Genomic DNA, 14,813 nt, shown 5'->3' on the forward strand with positions numbered 1-14,813 from the left:
ACCGCCATCCTCAGCGCAACGACACGACGGAAAAGCCCCGTTGCTCCAAAAGGCGCAGCATTCCTTTCTCACCTGTCAAATGGAGGTGGTCCACGGCGGTGAAAACGGGCTGCTCTTTCATCAGCGGCAGTAGGCGCTCGACCATGACAAGGTTACGGTCGGTAATCCTGCGGGCGTCCAGCACTTCGGCGGTGGCGGGAGGAAGCCAGCTCAGATACTCAAGCCACAGCGCTTTCAGGCGCGCGAGATCACCATCCAGGTAGAACTGCATCATCTGCGGACCAGGACTCATCTCACCGAGGCGATCCGCTCTTTCCTGCAGCATTGCCGCTTGGTGCTCCAACGGCATCTTGTCGTATATGTCGAAGACTTCCTGCTCCGTCTGCAGCGCAATGGGCTTCTTTCCATCCGTAACGGCACGGTCTTCCAGCCAATCCGCCTGACTCTTGTCGGAGCGGGTGTCGACTTCGTAGTCATAGTCGAAGAAACCGAAGTGCTCGCCGCCCAGGTAGGCCCAGAGGACCCAGGGCTTGATCTTGTCGTTCGGTTTTCGCAGGTTGCGCTTCATGTGCCAGCTCAAGGTGCCGTACGTTCTGGCGCCGATCAGATCGTGCAGGGTCCGGTCGCCGGACATTTCCAGATTTTCTTCTTTGTAGAGGTCTCTCAGGATGTAGGGATCCTCAATTTGTTCCAGCGCCAGGACTTCTGCTTTGCCAAACGCGGTCTCGGCCTCCGGTGGGAGTTCGTGAATCCGCTCATCGAAGAAATCCAAGGTGGCGAAGAGGTAGCTGGTCTCAATGCCGTCCCCCTCCACCTTCCACAGGCGCCCCTGGCCGAACGGGATTTGCGAGGACTCCGGCACATAGGGTTGGCGTGGCGTACAGGCAGAGAGCAGCAGCGCCGACACCCCCACAAGGAACAGCAGCGCGGATCGCCACCGCAGATTCGCAGCGGTCCAAGACAGCTTAACCATCATCCTCTGGCATCTCCCCAGTCCCTGAAGGAGCAAGAGAATTGCATCTCAGAGGCGAAGATTGAAGTCTGATTTTTCAACTTGCGGGGATGACGTCTGCAGCGGCGCCGCGACCCGGGGAATCTCCGGCTAGTGTGATTCGGCTTCCAAAGATCGTCACATCAAATGTGACGAACTTTGGAACCATCACATTAGAGCGGATCATGTTTAGACGGAAACACCTGCGTGTTTGCGTCTAAACATGTGAATCCGCTCTACACTCAAGAATTAGAGCAGATTCACCAGGCTCGATGGATCGCTCCCGCGATTCCATCGAACCAGGATCTGCTCTAGTAGACCCGGGTCACCCGGTAGCCCTGCTCCTGCAGCAGGCCCAATACACCGGTCTCGCCCGGCAGATGGGCCGCGCCGATGGCGACGAAAGCACCGCCGCGGGCCAGGAAGGGCTCCATGCGCGCCGCCATGCGGACATTGCGCTGGTCGATCAGACGCGCCTGAAAGCGCCGTGCGGCAGCCACGTCGCTGACCCCGGAGACGTCGTTCATCTCGGCCAGGAGACGGCCGATGTCGCTGCGCAGGTAGGCGTTCAGAAGATCGGCGAAATGTGTATCGATGTCGGCGTTGTCGGCCAGCAGATCGCGCACCATGGCGATCTGTTCCGGCTCGGTCATCTCGCTGAAGACGGCGATCTGCTCGTCGAAGCTCTCCAGGCCGTGCACCGCCTTGCCGCGGCGCTGGGCCTCGCTCCTCAGCCATTCGTCGAGGACCTTCTCGCCGCCGGCGATGCGCGCCAGCTCCGGCGGCGGAAAGATCAGAAAGGAGCTGAGGGCCCAGGGCTTCAAGGGCTGCAGCGCCTGGGGCGCAAGGCCATAGCGGGCCGCTGCCTCGCTCACCCGGGCGAAGAGCTCCGGTCCCAGAACATCGCCCAGACGGCGTCCGTCGCGTCGCACCATGGCCTGGGCCATGCGGGCCTGGCCCTGCGGATCGCTGGGCAGTTCGAAGACCACGGCGCGGGCCTCGACGAAGGGCCGGCGCACCTGCTCCGGCAGGTCGCGCAGCCGCGGGTCGGTGGCGTGTACCGTGCCGAAGAGGTGGCTGCTGGGGCCGCCGTCGCGCTCGACCTTCCAGAGAATGCCGCGCCCGAAGGGGGTTTCGTCGGAGGCCGAAGCGATCCCGCCGCCGACCAGAGCGAGGGCCAGTATGAGCGTAGCGAAGAGTGCTAGGGCTTGATCTTGTAGCCGATGGCAAAAAGCCGCCAGCCGAGCAGGGCCAGTGCGACGATCAGCGCCGTCAGCAGCGTCAGGCCGACGGTCAACGAGCTTTCGGCATAGCCGATCAAGCCGGCCCGGAAGCCGTCGATCGCGTAGAAGACGGGATTGAAATAGATCCATTCCTTGAGGGCCTCCGGCAGGCGTTCGACCGAGAAGAAGGTTCCCGACAGCAGGCCCAGAGGCACCACGAAGAACCCCTCGACCGCCGAGTAGTGGTCCCAACGCTCGGCCCAGAGCCCGACGACGGTGCCCAGGAGGCCGAAAAGCAGGGCCGTTGCTACTGCGAAACCGAAGACCAACGTTGCATCGAAGTATGAAAAATCCACAAAGATCGCCGCCGCCCCGCCCACCAGAAGACCGACCGAAAGCCCGCAGGTTGCCGAAGAGAGGGCATAGCCTGCCAGCAGCTCCAGCGGGCTGAGCGGGGCCATCTGCACATCGGCGATCATGCCCTCCATCTTCTCGAAGACCAGCATGGCCGCGGCGTTCTCGAAGGCGGTGTGGGCCACCGCGTAGAGGATGATGCCCGGGGTGATGAACTGGATCAGATCGACCCCCGGCACCATGGCGGCGCGCTCGCTCTGGGCGACCACGAAGACCATGACGAAGAGCAGGCTGGAGACCAGCGGGCCGACCAGCAGTTCCAGCCCAAAGCGGTAAAAGCGCCAGACCCCGCGGTGGAAGTAGAGCGCCCAGAAGCCTCTCTTGTTGAAGTGGCGGAATGTGGGCGGCTGCCAGGCACGAAATGACAGCAGGGCTTTCGCCGCACCGCGCCGCGAGGCGGGTGTCCCCTCACTCATGGCTTCAGGCGATAGCCGGTCGCGAACATGCGGTGGGTGACCGTCCAGAGGAACAGGTTGAACAGCGCCATGACGATTAGACCGGCCACGAGCGAACCGTCGGCATGGCCGATGAAGCCGTAGCGGAAGCCGTCGATCATATAGAAGAAAGGATTGAAGTGGGCGACGGTCTGCCACACCGGCGGCAGACGCTCGATGGAATAGAAGGTGCCGGAAAGAAAGGAAAACGGCGTGATGACGAAGTTGGTGACCGCGGCAATGTGGTCGAACTTCTCCGACCAGATGCCCCCGATCATGCCGAGCAGCGCCAGCATCAGGGAGGCCATCACCGCGTGATAGAGCACGAAGAGCGGCGCGTGGATCTGCATCGGCACGAAGAGCCACATGCCCAGGCCCACCGCCAGGCCCACCAGCAGCCCGCGCGTGACGCCACCCCCGGCGATGCCCAGGGTGAGCTCGCTGGCCGAGAGCGGCGGCATCAGGATGTCGACGATGTTGCCCTGGACCTTGGCGATCACCAGCGAGGAGGAGGTGTTGGCAAAGGAATTCTGCACCATGGACATCATGATCAGGCCCGGCGCCAGAAAGACCGCGAAGTCGACGCCGCCCACCTGACGCCCGCCGCCACCCAGGGCCAAGGTGAAGATGGCCAGGAACAGCAGGGTCGTCACCATCGGCGCCAGAATCGTCTGGGTAAAGACGTTGAGGAAGCGGCGCACTTCCTTCATGTAGAGGGTCCAAAGGCCGCGCCCGTTGACCCGCCCCATGCGGCGGACCGAGCGGGCGGCGAAGGAAACAGTCTGGTGTTGCATGGCCGATGACATAGTCCGCTACGGCGGATCGCGCAAGCGGCGGCGCCAGCCACTGAAGGCCACGGCCGAGGGCCTGGAGCGCGCGGCACAGCGCTATCTGGAGCGCTACGACACCGCCAGCGGCCACCTGCGGCGCCTGCTGCTGGCCAAGGTCGCCCTCTCCGCCCGGATCCACGGCACCGACCCGCAGGAGGGCGCGGCCACCGTCGAGCGGCTGGTCCAACGCTTCCTCGAGGCCGGCGTGCTGGACGACGCCCGCTACGCGCGCCAGCGGGTTGAGAGCCTGCGCGGCCGCGGCACCTCCCGGGCCATGATCCGTGCCCGCCTCGCCGCCAAGGGCCTGTCCAAGGCGGACATCGACGCGGCGCTGGCCGCGGAGCTCGAAGGCTCTTTAGAGCAAGGAGACTTCCCGGCCGCCGTCACCTACGCGAAGCGCCGCCGGCTCGGTCCCTTCCGGCTGGAGGACAGGCAGGAGCGCCGCGAGCGCGACCTCGCCGCCCTCGGCCGCCAGGGCTTCGACTACGAGACCGCCCGGCGGGTCATCGACTGCGGCGATGCCGAGGAGCTGCTGGCAGCGCTGTCGCCGGAGGAATGACGGCGCCGGCCGTTGGCGGGTGGATCAGGCGCTCAGCGCCTTGAAGTCCTCGCTGGCGCGGACCAACTCGGCGGCCATGCCGCGGTCCATGGGTGAGTGGCCGCCGTCAGGCACGATGCGCAGCTCGGACTTCGGCAGCGCCCTGTGCAGCTCCCAGGCGGAGATCACCGGGCAGATCACGTCATAGCGCCCCTGCACGATGCGGCAGGGGATATCCGCAATGCGCGCCGCGTTGTCCAGGACGTAGTTGTCGCCCTCCAGGAAGAAGCCGTTGTGGGTGTAGGCGCACTCGATCCTGGCCTTCGCCAGAACGGTGCTTTGCCCCAAGCCCTGGACGATGGCCGCCTCATCGGGGATCAGGGCCATGATGGCGGCTTCCCAGCGTGCCCAGGCCTTGGCGGCGGCGGTCATCCCGGCCTCGTCGCCGCCGGTCAGCCGTTGGAAGTAGGCGCCCACCAGACTGGCCGCGCCGGTGTCCCCAACGCCGGCGCGATAGCGCTCCCACTCGTCGGGATAGACCTTGGAGGCGCCGCCCGGTTCGTGCAGCCAGGCGATCTCCGACGGCCGCCCCATGAAGACCCCGCGCATGATCAGCCCGGCGACGCTCTCCGGATGCCGGATCGCATAGCAGAGCCCGAGCAGGCTGCCCCAGCTTCCACCCATTACGATCCAGTCCTCGATACCCAGATGGCGCCTCAGCCGTTCCAGATCCTCGACCAGTTCCCAGGTCGTGTTCTCGCGGATCTCGGCCAAGGGCCTGCTGCGCCCCGCACCCCGCTGGTCCGGCAGGACTACCCGGTAGGCCGCGGGATCGAAGAACCTGCGGTAGTCCGGGCGGATGCCGACGCCGGGCCCCCCGTGAAGAAACAGCGCCGGGCGCCCCTCGGGATTGCCGGCCTCCTCATAGACGAGGGTGTGCAGATCCGAGACCGGCAGCTCGGCGGTCGCATAGGGCTCGATCGCGGGAAACAGCGCCTCTCTGCTCATGGCTTGATGAACGTCATGGGCCGTCCTCCTTGGACCTGAAGAGAAGTGTCACTGCACCGACGCGGCTGGCACATGAAGCCGGGCGTGACCGTCCGCAGGGCCTCCAAGGCAGGCTGCTGGGACACACCTGACGTCGAGCGACCAGGAGAGCGCTCAGCCTATGGTACTCGGCCGATATGGCAATCCGCACAAAGGGGTAGGTCGAGGGGCGGATCGGCACCAAAGGAGGGCCGGCTCGGCGAAAACGAAGGACTGCAACCGGGCATCCCATTTGCCCTGGCCGGCGTATAAACTAGATAGTCTGATCAAGACGCGGAAAGGGGGCGGGAAGATGGCCGCAAAGACACCGGAAGCGGCCTGTGGAGGAGCTTTGTCGACCATGGACTTGCGATCGCTTGCCCTTGCCGTTCTGGCCGTCGCCGGCCTGCTGGCCGCCGGACCCGCCCCGGCCGGCGCCGCCTCCGCGCACGACTTCCGCTTCACCTCCATCGAGGGTGAGCCACTGCCGCTGGCCGACTACGCCGGCAAGGCGGTGCTTCTGGTCAACACCGCCTCGCGCTGCGGCTTCACGCCCCAGTATGCCGGCCTGCAGAACCTCTGGGAGCAGTACCGCGCGCGCGGACTCATCGTGCTGGGGGTGCCCTCAAACGATTTCCTGGGTCAGGAGCCCGGCAGCGAGGCGCAGATCAAGGAGTTCTGCGAGGTCCACTTCGGGATCGATTTCCCGATGACCGAGAAGCAGAAGGTCATCGGACGCGACGCCCATCCGCTCTACCGCTGGATTGCCGCGGAGCTGGGCCGCGACGGCAGGCCGCGCTGGAACTTCCACAAGTTCCTCATCACGCCCGAGGGCGGCGTGGTGGCCGGCTGGGGTGCGAGAACCGCCCCGTTGTCCGAGGCCATCGTCTCGGCGGTCGAGCAGGTGCTGCCGCCGGCGCCGTAACCGGGGTGACACAAAGGATCAACGGCTTTTGACTTGGAGGAACCGGTGCGCCTGACCATAGTAAAGCCGCGCTGCGTAAAGAGGCTCCATCGGGTCCCGCCGGAAGACGAGGCCCGGATGGAGACTGGAAAAGGAACCGAGATCTCATGAGCAATCTCCTGCGGTTTCTCACGCCTTTTGCCCTTGCTCTCAGCCTGGCCGCCGGCCCGGCGCTGGCGGATTCGAGTGCTGCTGACTCCGCAGCCAAGAACAAGGCCAATCCGGACTACACCCTGGCCCAGCAAAAAGTGGATGACGGCCACTATGCCGACGCCATCGTTCTCCTGGAAAAGGTCCTCGCCAAGGACAGGGAGAACGCCGATGCCCTCAACCTCCTGGGCTACGCCAACCGCAAGCTGGGCAACAACGAGGTCGCCCTCGGCCACTACGAGGCGGCGCTGAAGGTCGAGCCGCGCCACCGTGGGGCCAACGAATACATGGGTGAACTCTACCTGACCCTGGGCGAGCTGGCCAAAGCGGAGGAACGGCTGGAGGTGCTGGACGACGCCTGCTTCTTCGGCTGCAAGGAGTATACCGCGCTGAAGGAGGCGATCGCCGACTACAAGGCTAAGACCGGGAGCTAGCCTGCGCTTCCTCGGCGGCTTTGGCGGGCAGCGCCTCGGCGTCCTCCAGCACATGGACATCCAGCGGCGCGCTGCGCCCGCGCACATCGATCTGATGGCTCGGGAAGCCGCTGAGATCGAGCCCGGCGTGGCGGGCAAGCGGCGAGGAGACGATGAGCTGGGCGCCGAACTCCTTGGTCAGGGCTTCCAGCCGGCTGGCGGTGTTGACCGCGTCGCCGATGGCGGTGATCGAGGTGGCCGGGCCAAAGCCCATCTCGCCGACGATCACCGGGCCGGCGTGGAGCCCGATGCCGATGCGCAGCGGCGCGGGCAGGTCGTTGGCGAGGCTGCGGTTCAGTTCCTGCAGGTTCTCCGCCATGCGCCGGGCCGCCTCCAGGGCGTTGCGGCTGCCGTCGGCGACGCCTTTCTCGATCCCGAAAAGGGCCATCACCCCGTCGCCGATGAACTTGTCGACCCGTCCGCCCGCATCCTCCACGGCCGTGCCCATGGCCGTGAAATAACGATTGAGGATGAAAACCACGTCGTAGGGCAGGCGGTCCTCCGACAAGGTGGTGAAGCCGCGCAGGTCGGCGAAGAGGATGGCGATCTCCCGCTCGTCGCCCTGCAGGTAACCGGGTCGGGGTTGAGCCTGCTTCGGGCCGGCCGCCGGCGGCAGCAAGGGCGTCACCTCGCAGTCGGCAAAGACCGACGTCTGGCAGGCCAGCCGCACGTTGGGGGCGGCACCCACCCTGGCCAGCACCTTGCGCTCGTCGGCCGCCGGCGGCGACAGCCGGGCCCCGCCGCGGCCAACCCGGACGCGGCAGGTCGAACAGCGCCCGCGCCCGCCGCAGACCGAGGCATGGGGGATGCCGGCGGCGCGACTGGCGTCCAGCACGGTGGTGCCCTTGGCGACCGAAACCTTGCGCCCGCCCGGATAGATCAGGCGCGCCATCCCGCGGCGGCGTTTCCAGAACCGCCAGACCAGGCGCAGCAGAACGGTGACTGCGAGCAGCGCCAGGTAGCCGTAGACCAGAGCGTCGCTTACGGCCAGGACTTCGTGGATCTGTTCCGTCTCCAGAGAGCCGGAGCGGCGCAGCATCGCCGACAGCCAGTCCGGATCGGCGGCAAGGCGCAGGGCCTCGAGGCTGGCCACCAGATAGCCGCTCAGCGAAAGCGTCGGCACCAGGACCGCCAAAGCCAGCAAAGGCGCCGCCGCGCGGGCATACCAGTCCTTCAGGCGCAGCCAGAGGTGCACGCCGATGCAGCCGTGCAGCCAGACGACCAGCACCAGAGCGACCTGTTGTATGGCGGTGGTGATGTCGAAGGCGACCTGCACCGTGACTATGTAGAGATAGCTGTCCTGCAGTCCGTAGACCTCGTGCGCGAAGCGGGTGCCCACGAGGTGCAGCGCCGCCAGCGGCACGATGACCAGTCCCAGGAGGTAGCGGAGCGCCTCGACCGGCGGCATGCTCAATCGTTCGCGCACGAAGATGGCGGTGAGCGCCAGGGCCAGATGCACCAGCAGGGCGCCGTACAGCAGGATGGTCATTGGCCCGGACCGCCAGACGGTGAGGAAAACTGCCCGACCAGCCTCCAGGGCCTCGAAGGAAATGAGCCCCAGCGTCAGGTTCAGGAGATGCGTCAGCACATAGCCGAAAAGAACCAAGCCGCTGATCAAGCGCAGACGCCGGACCATTACACTCCCGCTAAAGTCAGCCCGCAGTGGAGCCCAAAGGCCCTCGACCCCGGCAATCATAGACGGAAATCATAGGCGGGGCATTGCCGCTTGAAAACGGCGATGCCCGTTGCTATTGGCCCTGGATGGCATTGGATTGTCCCGGGCACCGAGGAGCGCAGACACAAGGGAGCGGACGTGGGTTGAGCGACGAGACCGGAACCAAGCGAACGCCGGGCCCCGAGGAGTCCGCCCGGGCGGCCCGCCGTGCCCGCAGGCGCGAACGGGCCCGCCGCGTGCTCGACACCTCGGTGCCCTCGCCCTGCATTACCGTCTGTCAGATCGACCCGAAGAGCGATACCTGCATCGGCTGCGCGCGCACCATCGACGAGATCCGCGACTGGCCGATCCTCTCCGCCGAGGAGAAGCGCGCGGTTCTGGCCCTGCTCCCGGAGCGCAAGGGCGCCAAAGCCTGACCAAGACAGTTTGGGTGGATTGGTTGGAAGGCGGCGGCGCGGGCTGGAACCGAGAGCCGCAAAGGGCCGTCAGGCGTGGATCGCCGTGCTTTCCTCGACGCCGGCGGAACGCGCGAAGATCGCCGCCATGATCTGTTCCTGGATCTGGGTGTCGAGATGGGTAAAGACACCGGCCAGTTCGCGGCGGTCCCGGTCGACCCAGATCACCACCGCCCGGCAGGAGAAGATCAGCGGTTCCTGATCGAGGTCGACCCGCACGGTCATATCCACCTTGTCGCCGGGATAGTGCTCGGCCCGGTAGCAGGCCGCGGAAAAGCCGCGGCGCGACCAGTCCTTCAGCGGATACTCGCAGCCGTCTATGGAGACATGGCCGGACAACTGTGACCCGCGGGGTTCGCGGCGGCGTTCGTAGCCGGGATTGGAAAGGCGCGTCAGAAATCCAAAGACCATGCCTCAAGAATGACGCATCAGCCTGAAGCTTTCGTTAAGACTCGATTCAAGTCGCCTTAAATTCGATGGAGTCGCGCTGCTTTCAAGAGCGCTCAGTCGAAGCCCCTCAGCCGGACCCCAGGGGGCGGAATCGGCTGCGGTCCATCAGCGCCGTGCAGGCCAGCGTCACCCGCCGCGACGGATCAAGGGTATCGCGCAGCGAGACATGGTTGATGGCGCGGGCGTCGGTAAAGAACGACTCCACTTCCCATTGCCGGGCCGTCGCCCGCATCTCCTGAAAGCGCTCGCCGACCCGCACGGCAGCTCCGGTCATCCTCCGAGGCATAGCCTGATCCCCACTATCGCCGGGGCCCTCTCTCGCAACCCGGCTCGCGGCTGCGTCCACCTGCAGCCTCCTGCCGTCTCTCAGGACGGTTCATCACCAGCCTCATACCGCAACCCGTAAGCGCCGTTCAACTGTTCCGACCCCTCTAAAGCGTGTGAAAAAAGGGGCTAGAAAACCCTTCAACCCTCGGATTTCCTTGAGGTTCCAGGACCGCACCACAATCAACCAATGAAGGTGCACAAGTAATCGATATGGGAATATTTGTGCACCTAATCAGAACAGCTAGAGCGAGTCCTGTAGGGCTGTGAGCTGGCCGGGGGCGGGCTGCGGTTTCACTTCATCCGGGCACGCGATCATTGCCCCGATGGTGCCGTGCCGGAGTCAGCAGTGAGGACCGGCTGAGGTTTTTGCTGGTGGCAGGGGTGGCGCGCCCGGGAAGATTCGAACTCCCAACCTTCTGATCCGTAGTCAGATGCTCTATCCAGTTGAGCTACGGGCGCTGAGCGGTGCAGGTGTGCTAGAGCGGCGCCGATACCGCCGCCGCGAAGAGGCGGGACATTACTCGAAGCCCCTGCGGCTTGCAAGCGATTCGCCGGCGCCAGCCAAGCGCCCGAAACCCAGCGAGCATGCGGGTTTCCGAGCCTTTTCGCGGGGGAAATGGCGCTTGTCGCCCCAGAATCCATCCTCTACTATCGCGCAATCTGCCTCGGGGGGCCCGGACAGCAATACTCTGTAAAGACTTACATGGTTAATCTGTAAGGACTTAGGTAGATAGGCTGTCCCGTAAATCTATACGGAAAATTCGATGTCGATCAGACACTCCTTGCCCTTTCGCCGGACCGCTGTGGTCATCGGCGCGCTTCTCATCGTTGCCGGCTGCGCCATGCCGCAAAAAACGAGAAAGCCCGTAGACAGCGGCACCGAGGCGGCGCAGAGCGCCGAGGCTCAGCCGGCTGAAGCGGCCAAGGCCGACACGCCGACCGCCACCCAGACGGCAGCCGCCGACAGCACTGCGGCAACGGCCGCCCCGGCGGCCCCCGCGACCCAGTCGCCCCCGGCCCCGCAAATTCTGGGCACGACGGTGTTCGAGCCGCCGACGGTCAGCAACATGCGGCCCACGGGCACAGTGGTCGGCAAGAAAATCGAGGGTCTGAGAAGCGATCTGTTGCGCCTGCAGGGCGAACTTTCCAGCGAAAACAATTCCTTACAGAGCCTGCGCGTCTCCGCGCGGCAGTTCGCCGGCAACTATCACTCCCTGAAGGCGGCGATGAACGCCCGCCTGCAGGTCGGCACCACCCCCGGCAATCCGGAGCTGGTGGCCCAGTGGAACCAGGCCCAGGCCGAGCTGCAGCAGGTCGGCGCCTCCATCGCTGCGCTCAACACCCTGGCCAGCCAGGTCTCCGGCACCGCCTCTCTCGCCGCCTTCCTGCTGGAATCCACCAGCACCACCTTTGAGCTGCGCGGCGCCATCGAGGAAGACCACGCCCAGCTCGCCGTCCTGGAGGACGAGGTCAACAAGACCGTCGTCATCATCGACCGTCTGCTGAACGAGCTGACCGACGACATCGCCCGCACCCAGAACTACTTCGCCAACGAGCGCCTCAACCTCACCGCCATGCAGGTGGCCATCGACAACGGCGAATACATCGGCGGCAGCCTGGCCAACCGCGCCTATGGCGTGCCGGCCCCGGCACCGTCCGGCGGCGCCGCCAGCCAGGTCGGTCAACGCCAGCCCCTGGCGGTGATCCGCTTCGACAGTGCGGACGTGCAGTACGAGCAGGCACTCTTCACCGTGGTGGGCTCGGCGCTGGAGCGCCGCCCCAACGCGGCCTTCGACATCGTGGCGGTCTCACCCGCCGCCGGAGATGCCGCCCAGGTCGCCCTGGACACCTCGCGCTCGCGGCGCAATGCCGAGGGTGTGCTGCGGGCCCTGACCTCCATGGGCCTGCCGGCGGACCGCATGACCCTGTCGGCCACCAGCAGTGCCCAGGCGCAGTTCACCGAAGTCCACGTCTACGTGCGCTGAACCCGGCGGCAGCCGCTGACCGCGGCCTGCCTCGCGACGGTCCGGCATCCAATCCCAACCAGGGCTAGTCGCAGCCCCTCCTCGGCCTATCTCAAGGGGATGAGCAAAGGGGGTTGCCATGTCCTTCTCATTGATGCCGCGCGCATTTCGGCCTCTGCTCGCGGCTTTGACCGTCCTTCTTTCCGTGACGGCGCTGGCGGCACCGCTGACGGTCCAGGCCCAAAGCCAGGACTATAGTCAGCCGGCACCCGCCGACCAGCAGGCCATTCTGGCCACCATCCAGGCCCAGCTGGACGCCTTTCAGGTCGACGATTGGTCGCGCGCCTTCTCCTTCGCCACGCCGCGCCTGCGCGAGATGTTCGGCACGCCGCAGAACTTCATGGCCATGGTGCGCGGCGGATACATGCCGGTCTACCGGCCGCAGTCCGTGGAATTCCTCGATTCCCGGGTCGTCTCCGGGCGCACCGGCCAGGCCGTGCGCTTCGTCGGACCCGACGGGGTCGCGGTCATCGCCATCTACACCATGGAGAAGCAGCCCGACGGGAGCTGGCGCATCGCCGCCGTGCAACTGATACCCACCGGCGAAGTCTCCAGCTAGCGGCTCTGCGTCAACGCGGCCCTACCGAGTTTGCGCCCCGACTCCTTCCAAATTTGACAGGCCGCCCGCGGGCGGCGAAAAAAGCGTCTGCCGGCAGAGCCCGCGGCGGGGCAGCCGTGAACAGGGGGGAACGAAGCGATGGTCGCGCAGGCAGAAATCAAGAACTTCCCGGTCTCCTGGGATCAACTCCATCGCGATTCCCGCGCCCTTGCCTGGCGGCTGGTGGAGAAAGGGCCTTTCAAGGGGATCGCCGCCATCACCCGCGGCGGGCTGGTGCCGGCGGCGGTCATCGCCCGCGAACTGGACCTGCGGCTGATCGACACCCTCTGTATCGTCAGCTACCGCCACGACAACACACAGGGCGACCTGGAGGTGCTGAAGAGCGTCGACCACGACAGCGAGGGCTGGCTGATCATCGACGACCTGGTGGACACCGGCAAGACCGCCTCAGTGGTGCGCGAGCTGATGCCGAAGGCACATTTCGCCACGGTCTATGCCAAGCCCGCCGGACGCCCCATGGTGGACACCTTCGTGACCGAGGTCAGCCAGGACACCTGGATTCTCTTTCCCTGGGATTCGGAGCTGCAGTCGGTGCCGCCGATCATCCAGAACTCGCGGGCGTGATAAGGCGCCGGTGCCGGGAACACCGAAACACACCTAAAACCCGCCGGCGATATCCTCCAGATCTTCGCGGGCGCTGAGTTCCACCAGCCCGTTGGGCAGCAGGCGGATGAGGTTGCCCTGCTTGAGCTGGGTGAAGGTGCGGCTAACGGTCTCTGTGGTCAGCCCCAGGAAATCGCCGATGTCGGTGCGACTCATGGGCACCGAGACCGGGCTGTCGCTCATGCCGCGCTGGCGCGCCCGATTGGCCAGGAGCAGCAAGAAGGAGGCGATCTTCTCCCGCGCCGTCTTGCGGCCCAGCAGCAGCATCTGCTCCTGGGCGGCGGCCAGCTCGTTGCTGGCGATGCTCAAGAGGCGCTGTTCCACCTTGGGAAAGCGCTGCATGAGGATTTCCAGCTTGCGCCGCGGAAAGCGGCAGAGACTGCAATGGGTCACCGCCTCGGCGCTGTAGGCGTAGTCGTCCTCGTTGGCCAGGCCCAGAAAGTCGCCGGCGAGGAGAAAGCCGGTAACCTGGCGGCGCCCGTCCGGCAACAGCTTGTAGACCTTCAGGGTACCGGAGGTGACGTTGTAGACATGGTCCGCCGGCTCGCCTTCGTCGAAGAGGGGGGCGCCGCCCTCCAACTCCACATGGCTGACGATGGCCGCCATCTGCGCCTGCTCGGCATCGTTGAGCGGCGCGCAAATCGTCAGATTACGGATCTTGCAGGCGCTGCAGGGGGAAGGGCCCGCCTCCTCGCGCGAGACCGCCGGCGCCAAGCTGCTTACATGATTGATGTCGAACACAGCCAAATCCACCAACTCCCTCTGATCGCCCCGGTATTCTCCAATCCACACCAAACCAGGGTGCTTTAAGTGCTTAGCATTGACCTAAATCAAGGAGCCCGCTCGAAGTCAAGCCCACCCTAATCGCCTCTCTCTATCCCTACAAGGTGCCCGCGATCTTGCGAAAACTCAATGTCAGTCTTTTGTCCAGCAACGACGTGGATCAGGCCTATCCCCTCGTACAAGCCATGATGCCGGACGCGTCCATCGAGGCCTGGCGGCGCTTTGCTGAGGCGCGACTGGGCGATCCTGCACGCCATGGCAGCGGAATCCTGATCGTTCACAACGAACGGCAGTGCATTGTCGGGATCAGCGCCTTCACCCTCTCGCAGGACCTGATGCACGGACCCATCCTCTTCGCGGACCAGTTCTGTGCTCTGGACATCGTGGGCCAGCCCAGTGTCGCCAGAGCCCTGATGCGCGCCATCGAGCGGCTGGCCGAACAGCACGGCTGCTCGGCGATCCTCACCAACCTGCGGCAGGTCGAGGCCAAGGGGCGAAGCGGCTGGATTTCCGATGTTCTCTACGAGCGCGGCCACTGGATGGCCGGCCTGCAAATGTGCAAGCGGATCGCCGCTGCCGGTTGACGCCACCGCGCACTGAGGCGGCCCCGGGACCATCGGCACCGGCTCATCCTACTGTTTGACTGGAAATGGCCGCGGGTCTGGCGGATGCTAGAGCGGATCATGTTTAGACGGAAACACCTTCGTGTTTGCGTCTAAACATGTGAATCCGCTCTACACTTGAGAATTAGAGCAGATTCACCAGGCTCGATGGATCGCTCCCGCGATTCCATCGATCCAGGATCTGCTCTAGGATCTTTCCGCTCGCCCCATG

17 protein-coding genes and 1 tRNA gene are annotated in these 14,813 nt (G+C 65.3%); 8 read left to right on the top strand and 10 right to left on the bottom strand.

What is annotated here, in order from left to right:
• Window positions 1–10 precede the first annotated feature (10 nt).
• From Q0996_RS19405 to Q0996_RS19420, 4 genes are all read right to left on the bottom strand, one after another.
• Window positions 11–976, bottom strand: a complete 966-nt coding sequence (locus tag Q0996_RS19405) for a TraB/GumN family protein (protein WP_299623612.1) — start codon at window positions 974–976, stop codon at window positions 11–13.
• Between the two features lie 326 nt (window positions 977–1,302).
• Window positions 1,303–2,232, bottom strand: a complete 930-nt coding sequence (locus Q0996_RS19410; protein WP_299623704.1) for a TraB/GumN family protein — start codon at window positions 2,230–2,232, stop codon at window positions 1,303–1,305.
• The gene (locus Q0996_RS19415) at window positions 2,193–3,044 is read right to left on the bottom strand and encodes an ABC transporter permease (protein WP_299623615.1); all 852 of its coding nucleotides are present in this window, start codon (window positions 3,042–3,044) and stop codon (window positions 2,193–2,195) included. The genes Q0996_RS19410 and Q0996_RS19415 overlap by 40 nt, the downstream gene beginning before the upstream one ends.
• Window positions 3,041–3,856 carry an ABC transporter permease gene (locus Q0996_RS19420; RefSeq protein ID WP_299623618.1) on the bottom strand — a complete coding sequence of 272 codons (816 nt, stop codon included), beginning with the start codon at window positions 3,854–3,856 and terminating at the stop codon, window positions 3,041–3,043. The genes Q0996_RS19415 and Q0996_RS19420 overlap by 4 nt, the downstream gene beginning before the upstream one ends.
• Between Q0996_RS19420 and Q0996_RS19425 the strand changes: the two genes are divergently transcribed.
• Window positions 3,855–4,451, top strand: a complete 597-nt coding sequence (locus Q0996_RS19425) for a regulatory protein RecX (RefSeq protein WP_299623620.1) — start codon at window positions 3,855–3,857, stop codon at window positions 4,449–4,451. The genes Q0996_RS19420 and Q0996_RS19425 overlap by 2 nt on opposite strands.
• Window positions 4,452–4,475: 24 nt before the next feature.
• On the opposite strand, the gene pip is transcribed toward Q0996_RS19425, so the two are convergent.
• Complete coding sequence (gene pip / locus Q0996_RS19430; RefSeq protein WP_299623623.1) at window positions 4,476–5,438, bottom strand: prolyl aminopeptidase; 963 nt, start codon at window positions 5,436–5,438, stop codon at window positions 4,476–4,478.
• Window positions 5,439–5,817: 379 nt separating this feature from the next.
• Between pip and Q0996_RS19435 the strand changes: the two genes are divergently transcribed.
• Together Q0996_RS19435 and Q0996_RS19440 are read left to right on the top strand one after the other, a co-directional pair.
• The gene (locus Q0996_RS19435) at window positions 5,818–6,381 is read left to right on the top strand and encodes a glutathione peroxidase (RefSeq protein WP_299623626.1); all 564 of its coding nucleotides are present in this window, start codon (window positions 5,818–5,820) and stop codon (window positions 6,379–6,381) included.
• A 146-nt stretch (window positions 6,382–6,527) separates the two neighbouring features.
• Window positions 6,528–7,004 carry a tetratricopeptide repeat protein gene (locus Q0996_RS19440; protein ID WP_299623629.1) on the top strand — a complete coding sequence of 159 codons (477 nt, stop codon included), beginning with the start codon at window positions 6,528–6,530 and terminating at the stop codon, window positions 7,002–7,004.
• Here the strand turns inward: Q0996_RS19440 and Q0996_RS19445 are convergent.
• Window positions 6,988–8,661: an adenylate/guanylate cyclase domain-containing protein gene (locus Q0996_RS19445; protein WP_299623632.1), complete on the bottom strand. Its 1,674-nt coding sequence runs from the start codon at window positions 8,659–8,661 to the stop codon at window positions 6,988–6,990. The genes Q0996_RS19440 and Q0996_RS19445 overlap by 17 nt on opposite strands.
• A gap of 200 nt (window positions 8,662–8,861) precedes the next feature.
• Between Q0996_RS19445 and Q0996_RS19450 the strand changes: the two genes are divergently transcribed.
• Window positions 8,862–9,134: a DUF1289 domain-containing protein gene (locus Q0996_RS19450; protein ID WP_322096758.1), complete on the top strand. Its 273-nt coding sequence runs from the start codon at window positions 8,862–8,864 to the stop codon at window positions 9,132–9,134.
• 69 nt (window positions 9,135–9,203) lie between these two features.
• Here the strand turns inward: Q0996_RS19450 and Q0996_RS19455 are convergent, their stop codons facing one another.
• From Q0996_RS19455 to Q0996_RS19465, 3 genes are all read right to left on the bottom strand, one after another.
• Complete coding sequence (locus Q0996_RS19455; protein ID WP_299623635.1) at window positions 9,204–9,584, bottom strand: PilZ domain-containing protein; 381 nt, start codon at window positions 9,582–9,584, stop codon at window positions 9,204–9,206.
• Between the two features lie 106 nt (window positions 9,585–9,690).
• Window positions 9,691–9,897, bottom strand: a complete 207-nt coding sequence (locus tag Q0996_RS19460) for a hypothetical protein (protein ID WP_299623638.1) — start codon at window positions 9,895–9,897, stop codon at window positions 9,691–9,693.
• A 435-nt stretch (window positions 9,898–10,332) separates the two neighbouring features.
• A tRNA-Arg gene (locus tag Q0996_RS19465) sits at window positions 10,333–10,409 on the bottom strand.
• A 305-nt stretch (window positions 10,410–10,714) separates the two neighbouring features.
• Here Q0996_RS19465 and Q0996_RS19470 point away from each other — a divergent pair.
• The 3 genes from Q0996_RS19470 (at window position 10,715) to gpt (ending at window position 13,157) form a co-directional block, all read left to right on the top strand.
• Window positions 10,715–11,935, top strand: coding sequence for a hypothetical protein (locus tag Q0996_RS19470; RefSeq protein WP_299623641.1), 1,221 nt, complete (start codon window positions 10,715–10,717; stop codon window positions 11,933–11,935).
• Between the two features lie 118 nt (window positions 11,936–12,053).
• Window positions 12,054–12,533, top strand: coding sequence for a DUF4864 domain-containing protein (locus tag Q0996_RS19475; protein ID WP_299623644.1), 480 nt, complete (start codon window positions 12,054–12,056; stop codon window positions 12,531–12,533).
• Window positions 12,534–12,671: 138 nt separating this feature from the next.
• Window positions 12,672–13,157, top strand: coding sequence for a xanthine phosphoribosyltransferase (gene gpt, locus Q0996_RS19480; RefSeq protein WP_299623646.1), 486 nt, complete (start codon window positions 12,672–12,674; stop codon window positions 13,155–13,157).
• Window positions 13,158–13,190: 33 nt separating this feature from the next.
• Here gpt and Q0996_RS19485 read toward each other — a convergent pair whose 3' ends face one another.
• On the bottom strand, window positions 13,191–13,937 hold the full coding sequence (locus Q0996_RS19485) for a cyclic nucleotide-binding domain-containing protein (protein ID WP_299623710.1): 747 nt from the start codon (window positions 13,935–13,937) through the stop codon (window positions 13,191–13,193).
• Between the two features lie 158 nt (window positions 13,938–14,095).
• Between Q0996_RS19485 and Q0996_RS19490 the strand changes: the two genes are divergently transcribed.
• The gene (locus Q0996_RS19490; RefSeq protein ID WP_299623649.1) at window positions 14,096–14,563 is read left to right on the top strand and encodes a hypothetical protein; all 468 of its coding nucleotides are present in this window, start codon (window positions 14,096–14,098) and stop codon (window positions 14,561–14,563) included.
• Window positions 14,564–14,813: the final 250 nt, after the last annotated feature.

Source organism: Pelagibius sp. (assembly GCF_028289705.1).
Classification (GTDB): domain Bacteria; phylum Pseudomonadota; class Alphaproteobacteria; order Kiloniellales; family Kiloniellaceae; genus Pelagibius.